Raw genomic sequence first — 12,515 nt, 5'->3', positions numbered from 1 at the left:
TGCCGGGGTCCGACGACAATTGGAGACCGCAGCCCATGACCTTCACCCCCGGCCCACGCACCGCCCGCGCCCTGTCCACCGCGCTGCTCGGGGCGGTGCTCGCGCTCACCGGCGCGGCCTGCGGAGGAGAGGCGGAGACCGAGAGCGAGACGGCGTCGTCGGACTCCGCGGCGCCCGATCTCGGCCAGAACCTGGACCGCATCCGGCTCACCGAGGGCGTCTCCTACACGATGGAGGACGGCTCCGGCGGCATGGTCACGATCCGGCTCACCGGGCACGAGAAGGGGGACGAGCCCTCGGTGGAGATCAGTGTCGCCCCGGAGGAGGGCCCGGCCGCCGAGCACACCCTGCGGCTCGGCGAGGAGCTGGAGATCGGCGGCGAGCCGTGGCGGGTGTCGGAGATCGGGTTGAGCGACTCCTCCTCCCAGCCGAGCAGCGCCACCCTGACCCGGGGCGGGGAGGACGGCGGGGAGTGAGCGGGCCGCGCCGTGCCGGGCGGCCGCCCGGCGGCGCCCGGTGGCCTCCCCGGCCCGCTGCGCCCCGCCGCGCCCGGCGGGGCGCGCCTCCCGGGCCCCGGCACCCGCCCCTCGGGTTACCGTGCGGTAGAAAGTGAGCGGGAACACTCTTCGCACCCCTGGGAGACGCGATGCTGAACCTTTCCGTGCTGCTCGAAGACGGCGCCCGGACCACTCCGGAACGCGAATGCCTGGTCTTCGGGGACCTGCGGCTGAACTACGCCCTGGTCGACATGATCGCCAACCAGGTCGCCAACCTGCTGGTCTCCCGCGGTGTCGAACCCGGCGACAAGGTCGCGCTGGCCAGCCCGAACGTCCCCTACTTCCCGTTCGTCTACTTCGGCGCGCTCAAGGCGGGCGCGGTGGTCGTCCCGCTCAACGTGCTGCTCACCCCGCGCGAGATCGCCTACCACCTGACCGACTCCGGGGCCAAGGCGCTGTTCGCCTTCGCCGGCACCCCCGAGCTGCCGCTCGGCGAGCGCGCCCACGCCGCCTTCGGCGAGGTGGACACCTGCACCACCTACATCGACCTGCCGGCCTCCCCCGGTGCCAAGGAGTCGTCGATCGAGGGCGCCGAGACGTTCTGGGCCGCCCTGGACGGGCAGCCCGGCACCTTCGAGTCGGTGCGCACCGAGGCCGACGACACCGCCGTGATCATCTACACCAGCGGCACCACCGGCACCCCCAAGGGCGCCGAGCTCAGCCACAACAACCTGCTCTACAACGCGGTCTGCTCCAGCCAGCTGTTCGGCAGCGCCGAGCACGACGTGTTCCTCACCGTGCTCCCGCTGTTCCACATCTTCGGCCAGACCACGATGCTCAACACCGCGCTGTACCGGCACGCCACCATGGTGCTGCAGCCGCGGTTCGACGGCGACGAAGCGCTGGCCCTGATGGAGAAGGAGGGCGTCACCGTCTTCGGCGGCGTGCCGACCATGTACTGGGGGCTGCTCGGCGCCAAGGGCGAGCACGACGTCGAGAAGATCGCCGCGAACCTGCACACCGCGGTCTCCGGCGGCTCGGCGCTCCCCGCCGAGCTGGCCAAGAACGTCAAGGAGCGGCTGGGCGTGGAGATCCTGGAGGGCTACGGCCTCTCCGAGACCTCCCCCGTGGTCTCCTTCAACAACCCCAAGGTCAAGGCGAAACCCGGCTCCATCGGCCGGCCGATCTGGGGCGTGGAGATGAAGCTGGTCGACGCCGAGTTCAACGACGTCGAGGGCGAGGGCCCGGCGGAGATCGCGGTGCGCGGCCACTGCGTGATGAAGGGCTACCACGACCGCCCCGACGCCAGCGCCCAGGTGCTCCAGGACGGCTGGTTCCGCACCGGGGACATCGCCCGCCGCGACGAGGAGGGCTTCTACTTCATCGTGGACCGGTCCAAGGACATGATCATCCGCGGCGGCTACAACGTGTACCCCCGGGAGCTGGAGGAGGTCCTGATGACCCACCCGGCGGTGAGCCTGGTCGCGGTGGTGGGCGTCCCGCACGAGAGCCACGGCGAGGAGATCAAGGCCTACGTGGTGCCCGAGGAGGGCCGGGAGGTCACCGAGGAGGAGCTCGTCTCCTGGTCCAAGGAGCGGCTGGCCGGCTACAAGTACCCCCGGCTGATCGAGTTCCGCGACCGGCTCCCGATGACCGCGACCGGCAAGATCCTCAAGCGCGACCTGCGCTGACCCGCCGCCGCGCCCCGGCGGCTCCGCGGAGCCGCCGGGGCGCGGCCCCCTCGGAGCGCTCCGAGGGGGCCGCGTCGCCGAGACCGACGGCTTGCGGGCGGGCGCGCGGCCGGCGCCTCAGGGCAGCGGCCGCCAGCGCGCGCCGCACACGGTGCAGCGGTACTCGATGGGCCGGCCGCACACGCCGCAGTGCGGCTCCGGGCCGCGCCCGTCCGGCCGGTCGGCGTGCCGGTCGGCGAAGAACCGCGGCTCGCCGCACCGGTTGCAGCGGATCCGCACCCCGGTCGGGCTCTTCGGCCACGGGGCCTCCGGCTCGATGGGGTGGTCCGGCAGCGGGCCGGCCGCGGTACTCCCCCCGCCCGCCGGACCGCTCTGCGCAGCGCCGTCCTCCGTCACCCGACCGCCCCCTGGTTGCTCGCCCGGCTCCCGTCTCTCCCCTGCTTCCCCGGTATCCGCGCATTACTCCGCCGGCCCGGACCGCGGCCGGCCCGGTCCGCTCCGGGAGCACCGCCGGGCCGCGCCCCGGTCCCCCCGGGGGGGCTAGAGCCCGCCCGGGGCGGCGCCGGCCCGCACCCGCCCGGCCATCGCGGCGACCCGGGCGGAGGCCTCCGCCAGCCGGGACTCGGGCACCTCTCCGGCCGCCACCGCGGCGGCCACCGCCTCCAGGGCCGCCCGGTAGGCCTCCTCCCCGGTGCCGCCCGCGGTGACCGGGTTGCCCAGGCAGAGCAGGTCCGCCCCGGCGGCCAGCGCGGCGACCGCGCCGCGCGCCACCCCCTCGACCGGGTCGGCGGCGCCGGTGAAGTGCGCGAGCCCCTTCATGTCCAGGGCGTCGGTGATCGCGACGCCGGTGAACCCGAGCTCCTCGCGGAGCAGCGCGTACCAGCGCGGCGAGACGCTGGCCGGGGCGTCGTCCACCGCGGGGACGACGATGTGCCCGGACATCACCATGTCCGCGCCGGCCCGCACGGCCGCGGTGAACGGCACCAGCTCGCGCTCGGCGAGCAGGCCGGCGTCGATGTCGATGACCGGCAGCGCCGCGTGCGAGTCGGTCCGGGTGTCGCCGTGCCCGGGGAAGTGCTTGGCCGCGGTCGCCCGCCCGGCCCGCTGCAGGCCCTCGATGAACGCGGCGCCGTGCCGCGCGGCCAGTTCCGGGGCGTCGCCGAAGGCGCGCACCCCGATCACCGGGTTGAGCGGGTCGGAGTTGACGTCGACCACCGGGGAGAGCGCGGCGTCCACGCCGACCCCGGCGAGCTCCTCGCCGAGCGCCCGGGCCGTCTCCCGGGTGCGGCCGGTGTCGTCGGCGGCGCCCAGCTCGGCGTGCGAGGGGTGGCGCGCCGGGCCGCCGGCGTGCAGCCGGCTGACCGCGCCGCCCTCCTCGTCGGAGGCGATGAGCAGCCCGGGGGCGAGCCGGTGCAGCTCCGCGGAGAGCCGGGCGGTGTCGCCGGTGAAGTTCTGCGCGAAGTAGAGCACCGACCCCAGTCCGCCCTCGATGGCGCGGACCAGCCAGGGCGGCGGTTCCGTGCCCAGGAACCCCGGCATCAGCACCGAGGCGGCCGCCCGCTCGATCCGCTCCGCAGCGTCCGTCAACCCTTCACCGCCCCTTGTACCAGGCCGGAGACCAGCCCGCGCTGAACGAACAGGAAGAACACCATCACCGGGACGGTCACGATGGTGGAGGCCGCCATCATCGCGCCCCAGTCGGTGGTGTTCTGGCCGGCGAACTGCCGCAGCCCCACGGCCACCGTGTAGTACTCCTCCACGTCCAGGAACGCGTACGCGATGAGGAACTCGTTCCAGGCGGTGATGAAGGAGAAGATGCCGGTGGCGACCAGGCCCGGGGCCACCAGCGGGAGCAGGACCGACCAGAACATCCGCCCCCAGGAGGCGCCGTCGATGTAGGCGGCCTCCTCCACCTCCACCGGGACCGCCGCGGTGAACCCGCGCAGCATCCAGATCGCGAACGGCAGCGAGAGCGCCACGTAGACGATGGAGAGCCCGAGCAGCGAGTTGAGCATGTTCAGCGAGGAGGCCTGCAGGAAGAGCGGGATGACCAGCGCCTCCAGCGGGACCATCTGCACGACCAGCACCATCACCAGCACCGTGGTGCGGAACCGGAAGCGGAACCGGGAGACCGCGACCGCGGCGAGCAGCGCCAGCAGCGCGCTGCCGAGCACGGTGGCCACCGCGATGAACAGCGAGTTGCCCAGGTAGCGGACGAAGCCCGCGTCGGTCAGCACGTAGGCGAAGTTGTCCAGGGTGACCTCGTCCGGCAGGAGCACCTCGGTCCCGGTCACGGTCCGCTTCGGCGCCAGCGCGCTGGACAGCATGAAGTAGGCCGGGAACAGGGTGAACGCCAGCAGCCCGGCGACCGCGGCGAAGATGCCGGCGGAGGCCCAGGGCGAGCGCCTTCCGATCCTCATCGCAGCTCCTCCTCGCGGAACAGGGCGCGCAGGTAGACCAGGGTGACGGCGAGCAGCATCACGGTGAGCAGCACCGCGATGGCCGCGCCGGTCCCGTAGGCGGTCTGCACGATGCCCTGCTGATAGGACCAGACGCCGAAGTTGAGCACCGACGGGTTGGCCCCGTCGCCCCCGGGCATCAGGAAGACCTGGGCGAAGACCTTGAAGTCCCAGATGGTGGAGAGGATGGTGACCACCGCGAAGACCGGGCGCAGGGTGGGAACCGTGACGTTCCAGAACCGCTGCCAGGCGCCGGCCCCGTCGATCAGCGCGGCCTCGTACAGCTCCCTGGGCACGGTGAGCAGCCCGGCCAGCACCGTCACCGCCACGAACGGGAAGCCGTGGTGGACGATGTTGAGCGTGACGATCGCGTAGAACGCCAGCCGGTCGGCGAACCAGTTGAACCCCTCGGGGCCGAGCGCCCCGGCCGCCTCCAGGCCCTGCCGGACGATGCCCCGGTCGACGTCGAAGATCCACACCCACACGTAGGTGCCGGACACCGCCGGCATCGCCCAGGCCACCATGATGCAGCTGATCACGATGGTGCGGGCGAGCGGCCGCAGGGTGGCCAGCAGCAGCGCCACCAGGGTGCCGAAGACGACGGTGGCCCCCACCGCGACCACCGCGAAGAGCACGGTGTTGGGCAGCGCGGTCCGCCACAGGTAGGGGTCGGCCAGCAGGCCGGTGTAGTTCTCGGCGCCGACGAAGTTCGTCCCGCCCTGGAACAGCTCGCGCAGGCCGTAGTCCTGCACCGACAGCCACAGCACCCGGCCCAGCGGGTAGAGCAGCAGGCCGCCGATGACGAGCAGGCCCGGCGCGAGCAGCGCCCAGGGCAGCGCGCGCCGGCGGGCGCGCAGGGACATCCGCCGGCGGCGGTTCGGGGGCGGCGGCGGGGCGGCCGGCGCCGGCCGCCCCGCGGTCACGGTCTCACTCACCTTGCTCGGGCCCTCACGACTCCTGGTTGAGGGTGCCGTCGATCGCCGCGTCGGCCTTCTCCGCCGCCTCCTCCGCGGTGGCGTCGCCGTTCAGGATCGACTGGGTCATCTCCGGGATGACCTGCTTGCCTTCGACCTGCCCCCACTGCGGGGAGACCGGGGCGGAGGCGCCGGCCTCCAGCGCCTGCACCGCGAACGGGGCGACCAGCGGGTCGTCGGACTCGGCGAGCGCCTCGATCTGGTCCTGGCGGCCCGGGAAGTAGGTGCTCTCCTCGGTCCAGCGCTGCGCGAACTCGTCGCCGGTGAGCAGCTCGATGTAGGACCAGGCGGCGTCCTCGTTCTCCCCGGCGAACATGCCCAGGTGCGAGCCGCCCATGAAGGACGGGCTGTACCCGCCGTCCGGTCCGGGGATGGGGAAGGCGCCCAGGTTCTCGGCCAGCTCGGGGTCGGCCTCGGCGATGGCGGCCGGGGTCCAGCTGCCGGAGATCGCCATCGCCACCTTGCCGTCCACGAAGTTGTCCTGGACGTCGGTCTCCTTCCAGGTGGCGGCGCCGGTGCTGGAGACGCCGTCCTCCAGCGCGAGGCCGGTGTAGAACTCCAGGCCCTCCACCGACTCCTCGGAGGAGAGCGTCCCGGTCCACTTCCCGCCGTCCTCCTCGGCGATGCCGCCGCCGGCGCCCCAGACGAACGGCATCACCGAGTAGGGGGCGGCGCCGGGGACCGGGAAGGCGGTCATGTCCTCCTCCCCCTCCTCGGCGATGGTCTTGGCGGTCTCGCGCAGCTCGTCCCAGTTCTCCGGGACCTCCAGGTCGAGCTCCTCGAACACGTCGGTGCGGTAGATGACCGACCGGATGCCGGCGTACCAGGGCATGCCGTAGACCTGGCCGTCGTAGGTGCCGGCCTCCACCAGCGCCGGGTTGTAGGCGCCGGTGTCGCCGACCCGGTCGGTCAGCTCGACCAGCGCGCCGACCTCGGCGAACTCGGGGGTGAAGGTGGTGCCCAGCTCGGCGACGTCGGGCAGCGTGCCGCCGGCCATGCCCTTGGTGAACCGGTCGTGCGCGTCGGCCCAGGGGACGAACTCCACCTCGACCGGCATCCCGTGCTCCTCCTCGAAGCGCTCGCCGACCGCTTCGAAGTACTCGGTGGCGTCGGGGTTGGTGCCCTCCATGATCCAGACGGTGAGGGCCCCGTCGTTCCCGCCGCCGCCTCCCCCGCCGCATGCGGTGGCGGCCAGGCCGAGCGCCGCCGCGGCGGCGGCCGCGGGCAGCGCCCTGCGCGCGGTACGTGCGGGGTTCCCTCTCCGGGTGCGGTGTCCGGTGGCGGGCTGGGGATTCATCGGCTCCATCGGCGTCCTCCCATCCGGGAACGTCCCCGCGGATGCGGGGCGTCCAGGGCCCCCCGGGGGTTCTGTAGAAAAACTACGCACACCGGTGGGTGCTGTGAAGACAAGTAACGCGGATGTTATGACCTGCCCCACAGGCGGGACCCACTGTGCGCATCACGTTACATTCGGCACCCGGCGCGGGCGGCGGACGCCTCGCGGAACCGCCCGTTTTCCCTTCCCCTCTCCGGTCCCCGGGCCCGGCTCAGAAGGCGCACGGCATCGACTTGACCCCGTTGACGAAGGAGGAGAGCAGCCGCTGCGGCGGGGCGGTCGAGTGGATCCCGGGCACCCGCCGGTGCAGCTCGCGCAGCATCACGGTGATCTCCCGCCGGGCGAGGTGGGCGCCGAGGCAGAAGTGCGGTCCGGGCCCGCCGAAGCCGACGTGCGGGTTGGGCGAGCGGGTGACGTCGAAGTCGTCCGGCCGGTCGAAGACCGCCTCGTCCCGGTTGGCCGAGGGGTAGATCAGCAGCACCTTGTCGCCGGCCCGGTAGTGCACGCCGTTCATCTCGTGGTCCCGGGTGACGGTGCGGCGCATCCAGTTCACCGGCGAGGCGTACCGGACGACCTCCTCCACCGCGGTCCCGGCGTGCGCCTCGAAGTCCGACCACCACAGCTCCCGCCGGTCGGGGTGGAGGGTGAGCAGCTCGAGCGCGTGGCTGATGCCGTTCCGGGTGGTCTCGTTGCCGGCCACCGCCAGCAGGATGAAGAAGGAGCCGAGCTCCTGGTCGGTGAGGAGCTCGCCGTCGATGTTGGCGTGCACCAGGGCGGAGGTGAGGTCGTCGGCGGGCCGGCGGCGGCGCTCCCCGGCCAGCTCGGCGAGGATCCCGGAGAGCTCCGCCCCGGCCTCCAGCAGCCGGTGCACCGCGGTGTCGGCGTCCTCGCCCAGGTAGTCGGGGTCGTTGCCGGCCAGCACGATGTTGGAGTCGGCGAAGACGGTCTCCCGCAGGTCCTCCGGGATGCCCATCATCGCGCAGATGATGTTGAGCGGCAGCCGGGCGGCCACCTCGGAGACGAAGTCGCACGGCCCCTTCTCCAGCAGGCCGTCCACGATCAGCGCGGCCTCGCGGCGGACGTCGTCGTCGAGCTTGGCGAGCATCCGGGGGGTGAAGCCGCGGGAGACGATCCGGCGCAGCCGCGCGTGCCGCGGGTCGTCCATGTTGATCATCGACCCGAAGTACTCGGCGAACTCCTGCGGCATGTCCGGGATGGAGATGGCGCTCGGCTCGGAGGCGAAGACCTGCGGGGTGCGGCTGGCCTCGACCACGTCGGCGTGGCGGACCAGCGCGTAGTAGCCGGGCCCGGCGGGCACCGGGCCCATGTCCGGCTCGGCGAAGAACACCGGGGCGTGCCGGCGGAGCCGAGCGAAGTCGCGGTGGCGCTCGCTCGGCGACCGGCTCCAGAACTTCATCGAGGAGAGGTCGATGTCGGCCACTTCGGCCGGCGGCGTGGAGAGCATGGGGGGCCTTCCGACTGGTGTGTCTCGCCCCACACTCTTTACACAGCGACCTCTCGTGTCAAGCCTCCTGGTCCGGGCCCCCCTCGGCGACGCCGGCCGCGATCCGCAGCGTGGAGATGAGCTCGGCCGGCCGGTAGACGGCCCGGCCGACCGCCGCGCAGAACGCGGCCAGCATGTGCACCGCCACCATCGGGTCGCCGTGCGAGAGCCGCTCCGCGGCCTCCTCCTCGCCGACCGAGTAGGCCTCCCAGGCGGTCACCACGGCGAACTCCAGCTCGGGCGGGAGCATGTCGGCGACGGCCGCGGCCACCGCCTCGCGCGAGTCCGCCGGCTTGTAGACGACGCCCGTCTCCTGCACCCGGCGGGTCAGGAAGGCGGTGAAGACCCGCAGCTCCGAGGTGACCGTCTCGACGGCCCCCTCCTCCTGCGCCCGGGCGGCGGACCCGGCCAGCGCGTCCCGGTCGGAGCGGACGTAGGCGTCGATGATCTCGATGGCGAGCGCGGCGGCCCGCCGGCGGTCGTCTTGGGGTTCTTCCGGCATGCCTCCCATGATCCCCTACCCGGCCCGCTTCCCCGGCGCCGGGCCCGGCCGCGCCGCCGGCCGTGTCGCGGCCCTCCGCCCCGCGGCGCGGGGAGCGCCGCGGAGCGGAGGGCCGCCCGCGGTGCGGAGCGGCCGGGGGCGCGGTCAGGAGAAGGACGGTCGGAGCGGCATGCGCGCGTCGGCGCCGTCCGGCTTCACCCCGAGGATCTGGTGGAGCTGGACCACGTTCTTCTCGAAGCCCAGCACGCAGCCGGCCATGTACAGCCGCCACACCCGGGCGGTGCCCTCGCCGACCTCGCGCACCGCCGCGTCCCAGTTGCGCTCCAGGTTGGCGCACCATTCGCGCAGGGTGAGCGCGTAGTGCTCGCGGAGGTTCTCCTGGTGCCGGATCTCGAAGCCGGCGTCGTTCATCTTCGACTGCAGCCAGCCCGGCCCCTCCAGCTCGCCGTCGGGGAAGACGTAGCGGTTGATCACCCCGCCCGGCTTCATCGGCGGCTCGTCGTTGCGCGGCCGGGTGATGCAGTGGTTGAGCAGCCGGCCGCCCGGCTTGAGCTTGGCGTGCAGCCCGGCGAAGTAGTCCGGCACGTTCTTCTTGCCGATGTGCTCGGTCAGGCCGATCGAGCTGATCCGGTCGTAGGCGCCGTCCGGGAGGTCCCGGTAGTCCATGTGCCGGACCTCGGCCAGGTCGCCCAGGCCCTCCTGGGCGATCCGCTTGCTCGCCCACTCGGCCTGCTCCTTGGAGAGCGTCACGCCGAGCGCCTTGACGCCGTGCTCCCTGGCCGCGTGCATCACCATCCCGCCCCAGCCGCAGCCGACGTCCAGCAGCCGCATCCCCGGGCGCAGGTCGAGCTTGCGGGAGACCAGCTCGTACTTGGCGAACTGGGCCTCCTCCAGGGAGGCCTCCTCGGTGGGGAACACCGCGCAGGTGTAGGTCATCGATGGTCCGAGCACCAGCCGGTAGAAGGCGTTGGAGACGTCGTAGTGGTGGTGGATGGCCTCCGCGTCGCGGCTCCTGCTGTGCCGCCAGCCCAGCCCGGACAGGCGCGAGCGGGTCATCTCCTGCGGCGGCGGGGCGACCCGGTTGACGAACTTGACCCAGCCGATGCTCCGCACGATCCCGGCCAGCTCCCGGGCGGAGAGCGCCGGGCGCTCCGCGAAGACGACGTCGCTCATCCGCTTGAGCGCGGTGTACATGTCGCCTTCGAGGTCGATGTGGCCGGAGACGTAGGCGCGGGTGAGCCCCAGCGCGCCCGGCGACCGGGCCAGGTGGTTGAGGGCCACCGGGGTGCGGACCACGATGGCCACGTCGCTGTCGGGATCGCCTGCCGTGCTGCCGTCATAGGCGCGGAACGCTACGGGCGCGCCGGTGCCCACGACGCGTTCGAAGATCTCCGCAAGCCGCATGTTCGCTCCTCTTCGTCACGGCACGTCGCCCCGACTCCCCCGGAGCGGGGGTCGGCGTGTCATCTCACCTGTTGCTGACGCATTTGGCGTAGAGGTCGAGAAGGCGCCCCTGGGGGTCGTAGGCGTCCTTCAGCGCCCGGTAGCCGTCGCCGTTGTAGAGCCGCCAGAACTCGTCCTCGGTGTAGTAGGCGTCCGAGTAGAGGGATTTATGCCCGCCCAGCCGGGAGACCTCCTCCTCGACCAGGCGGTTGTGGTGGTGCCGGCGCCGGCCGCGCTCCATCGGCACCATCCCCCAGAAGCCGAAGTTCAGGTAGAGCCGGTCCCGCTCCAGCGGGTAGAGCGGCCAGGTGGGGCCGTCCTCCGCGGGGCCCGGCTCCGCCGCCCCCTCCGGCCGGTCCCGCAGCCGCAGCGGGCACATCCAGATCGGCGACATGCCGATCTCGGAGTGGAAGAACTCCAGGAACTCCGCGCCGCGCTCCACCCCGACCTCGATGTCCTGGATGACCGGCTCCTGCTGGGGCAGCCCCCGGTAGTGGTTGAGCAGCCGGCTGAAGTCGGTCCGCCGGTCCAGCGCGACCAGCCTGCGGTAGACGTCGGAGCGCTTGAGCGAGCGCGGCCAGAGCCTCCGGATCCGCGGGTTCTGCACGCCGAACGCCCGCGAGCACCAGAACCAGTCGGTGTCCCAGCGCCACAGGTAGTCCTCGGTGGTGAGGTAGTCGCCGGGGCCGCTGCCCGCGTAGCGCGGGATCGACGTGTAGTAGATGTCGTTGCCGGTGTAGTCGCTGGTCCACGGCGCGCTGTCGGTGAAGGAGGCGACGGTCAGGTAGAGCTCGTCGGGGCCGAAGGCGACCCCGTCCACGAAGTCGGCCCGCTCGCCGCCGTGCTCGCGCTCGGCGCAGATCCGGGAGAAGGCGTCCATCGCCTCCTTGGCGTCGGCGAACCGCAGGTGGCGCAGGTGCACGAAGGGCGCGACCGGCTCCAGCTCGATGCGGAGCCGCAGGCTGTAGCCGAGCGTGCCGTAGGAGTTGGGGAACCCGCGGAACAGCTCGGCGTGCTCGTTGTCCGGGCGCGCCACCACGGTGTCGCCGGTGGCGGTGAGGACCTCGATCTCCTGGACCGACTCGTGCGGCAGCCCGTTCCGGAACGAGGCGGACTCGATGCCCAGACCGGTGACGGCTCCGCCCAGGGTGATGGTGCGCAGCTGCGGCACCACCAGCGGCATCAGCCCGTGCCGCAGGGTGGCGGCGACCAGGTCCTCATAGGTGGTCATGCCGCCGACCTCGGCGGTCCGCCGGACCGGGTCCACCGAGATCACCGAGGTGAAGGCGGAGACGTCCAGCCGGGGCGCGTCACCGGACTCGCGGAACCGGAACAGGTTGGAGGTCGGCTTGGCCAGGCGGACCGGCGCCCCCTCGGGGAGTGCGGCGAAGTCCCTGCGCAGTCGCTGAACGGCCGCGACGTGGTCGGCGAAGTCCCGCTGCGGAGGCTGACGATGCACGTTCACTCACCCACTTCGGCGCTGCGCGGCGCCATAGACGACGGACGGCCCCGAGCAACCCTACGCCTACCGGTCGGTAGGGCGACTCGGCCTACGCTGTTCCGCATGCCACTCTTTCAATTCGAGGGCGCGAAGCCCAGCATCGCCCCCGGGGCATGGGTCGCCCCGACGGCGACCCTGATCGGCGACGTCACCGTGGAGGAGGGCGCCTCGGTCTGGTACGGCGCGGTGCTCCGCGCCGACTTCGGCCCGATCATCGTCCGTTCCGGCGCCAACGTCCAGGACAATTCCGTGCTGCACACCGACGGCTCGGTGACCGAGATCGGCCACGGCGCCACCGTCGGCCACCTGTGCACGGTGCACGCGGCCCGGATCGGCCGGGAGGCGCTGATCGGCAACGGCGCCACGGTCCAGGACGGCGCGGTGGTCGGCGACCGGGCCATGGTCGCCGCCGGCGCCCTGGTGCCGCCGGGCGCCGAGATCCCCGCGGGCACCCTCGCGGTGGGCGTCCCGGCCCGGGTCCGCGGGCCGCTCAGCCCCACCGCCCAGGGGTGGGTGGACGCCAACCCCGGCGTCTACCGGGAACTGGCCGAGCGGCACCGGAACGGCATCGGCGGGCTCTGACCGCCGCCGGGACGCGGCCCGCTCCG

Annotated in this window: 12 protein-coding genes; 3 read left to right on the top strand and 9 right to left on the bottom strand. The window is 72.8% G+C overall.

Features of this window, described 5'->3' with window-relative positions:
- Positions 1-35 precede the first annotated feature (35 nt).
- Both J0910_RS10335 and J0910_RS10330 read left to right on the top strand, forming a co-directional pair.
- Positions 36-476, top strand: coding sequence for a DUF6406 domain-containing protein (locus J0910_RS10335; RefSeq protein WP_420158297.1), 441 nt, complete (start codon positions 36-38; stop codon positions 474-476).
- A 170-nt stretch (positions 477-646) separates the two neighbouring features.
- The gene (locus tag J0910_RS10330) at positions 647-2,188 is read left to right on the top strand and encodes a long-chain-fatty-acid--CoA ligase (protein ID WP_420158296.1); all 1,542 of its coding nucleotides are present in this window, start codon (positions 647-649) and stop codon (positions 2,186-2,188) included.
- Between the two features lie 117 nt (positions 2,189-2,305).
- Here J0910_RS10330 and J0910_RS10325 read toward each other — a convergent pair whose 3' ends face one another.
- The 9 genes from J0910_RS10325 to J0910_RS10285 form a co-directional block, all read right to left on the bottom strand.
- Positions 2,306-2,584 carry a hypothetical protein gene (locus J0910_RS10325; protein WP_420158295.1) on the bottom strand — a complete coding sequence of 93 codons (279 nt, stop codon included), beginning with the start codon at positions 2,582-2,584 and terminating at the stop codon, positions 2,306-2,308.
- Between the two features lie 144 nt (positions 2,585-2,728).
- Positions 2,729-3,775 carry a glycoside hydrolase family 3 N-terminal domain-containing protein gene (locus tag J0910_RS10320; protein WP_420158294.1) on the bottom strand — a complete coding sequence of 349 codons (1,047 nt, stop codon included), beginning with the start codon at positions 3,773-3,775 and terminating at the stop codon, positions 2,729-2,731.
- Positions 3,772-4,608 (bottom strand): carbohydrate ABC transporter permease, encoded by an 837-nt coding sequence (locus J0910_RS10315; protein ID WP_420158293.1) that lies wholly within the window; start codon positions 4,606-4,608, stop codon positions 3,772-3,774. The genes J0910_RS10320 and J0910_RS10315 overlap by 4 nt, the downstream gene beginning before the upstream one ends.
- Positions 4,605-5,510 carry a carbohydrate ABC transporter permease gene (locus J0910_RS10310; RefSeq protein ID WP_420161944.1) on the bottom strand — a complete coding sequence of 302 codons (906 nt, stop codon included), beginning with the start codon at positions 5,508-5,510 and terminating at the stop codon, positions 4,605-4,607. Before J0910_RS10310 ends, J0910_RS10315 begins: the two co-directional genes overlap by 4 nt.
- A gap of 85 nt (positions 5,511-5,595) precedes the next feature.
- Positions 5,596-6,927, bottom strand: a complete 1,332-nt coding sequence (locus J0910_RS10305) for a sugar ABC transporter substrate-binding protein (RefSeq protein ID WP_420158292.1) — start codon at positions 6,925-6,927, stop codon at positions 5,596-5,598.
- 241 nt (positions 6,928-7,168) lie between these two features.
- Positions 7,169-8,422 (bottom strand): cytochrome P450, encoded by a 1,254-nt coding sequence (locus J0910_RS10300; protein WP_420158291.1) that lies wholly within the window; start codon positions 8,420-8,422, stop codon positions 7,169-7,171.
- 58 nt (positions 8,423-8,480) lie between these two features.
- Positions 8,481-8,963 carry a hypothetical protein gene (locus J0910_RS10295; protein WP_420158290.1) on the bottom strand — a complete coding sequence of 161 codons (483 nt, stop codon included), beginning with the start codon at positions 8,961-8,963 and terminating at the stop codon, positions 8,481-8,483.
- Between the two features lie 144 nt (positions 8,964-9,107).
- On the bottom strand, positions 9,108-10,367 hold the full coding sequence (locus J0910_RS10290) for a class I SAM-dependent methyltransferase (RefSeq protein ID WP_420158289.1): 1,260 nt from the start codon (positions 10,365-10,367) through the stop codon (positions 9,108-9,110).
- Between the two features lie 64 nt (positions 10,368-10,431).
- Positions 10,432-11,871 carry an FAD-binding oxidoreductase gene (locus J0910_RS10285; RefSeq protein ID WP_420158288.1) on the bottom strand — a complete coding sequence of 480 codons (1,440 nt, stop codon included), beginning with the start codon at positions 11,869-11,871 and terminating at the stop codon, positions 10,432-10,434.
- Between the two features lie 99 nt (positions 11,872-11,970).
- Here J0910_RS10285 and J0910_RS10280 point away from each other — a divergent pair, with 99 nt between their 5' ends.
- Positions 11,971-12,489, top strand: coding sequence for a gamma carbonic anhydrase family protein (locus J0910_RS10280; RefSeq protein WP_420158287.1), 519 nt, complete (start codon positions 11,971-11,973; stop codon positions 12,487-12,489).
- The last annotated feature ends 26 nt before the right edge of the window (positions 12,490-12,515 follow it).

Origin of the sequence: Nocardiopsis oceanisediminis, assembly GCF_048595525.1 — a bacterium.
Lineage (GTDB): Bacteria > Actinomycetota > Actinomycetes > Streptosporangiales > Streptosporangiaceae > Nocardiopsis_A > Nocardiopsis_A oceanisediminis.
Note: the sequence above shows the minus strand (reverse complement) of the source record. Positions and strands in the feature narration are given on the sequence as shown.

Coding starts and splice junctions, on each gene's coding strand:
- J0910_RS10335 (WP_420158297.1), top strand. CDS start 36: ATGACCTTCACCCCCGGCCCACGCACCGCCCGCGCCCTGTCCACCGCG.
- J0910_RS10330 (WP_420158296.1), top strand. CDS start 647: ATGCTGAACCTTTCCGTGCTGCTCGAAGACGGCGCCCGGACCACTCCG.
- J0910_RS10315 (WP_420158293.1), bottom strand. CDS start 4,608: ATGAGGATCGGAAGGCGCTCGCCCTGGGCCTCCGCCGGCATCTTCGCC.
- J0910_RS10310 (WP_420161944.1), bottom strand. CDS start 5,510: ATGTCCCTGCGCGCCCGCCGGCGCGCGCTGCCCTGGGCGCTGCTCGCG.
- J0910_RS10305 (WP_420158292.1), bottom strand. CDS start 6,927: ATGGAGCCGATGAATCCCCAGCCCGCCACCGGACACCGCACCCGGAGA.
- J0910_RS10300 (WP_420158291.1), bottom strand. CDS start 8,422: ATGCTCTCCACGCCGCCGGCCGAAGTGGCCGACATCGACCTCTCCTCG.
- J0910_RS10295 (WP_420158290.1), bottom strand. CDS start 8,963: ATGCCGGAAGAACCCCAAGACGACCGCCGGCGGGCCGCCGCGCTCGCC.
- J0910_RS10290 (WP_420158289.1), bottom strand. CDS start 10,367: ATGCGGCTTGCGGAGATCTTCGAACGCGTCGTGGGCACCGGCGCGCCC.
- J0910_RS10280 (WP_420158287.1), top strand. CDS start 11,971: ATGCCACTCTTTCAATTCGAGGGCGCGAAGCCCAGCATCGCCCCCGGG.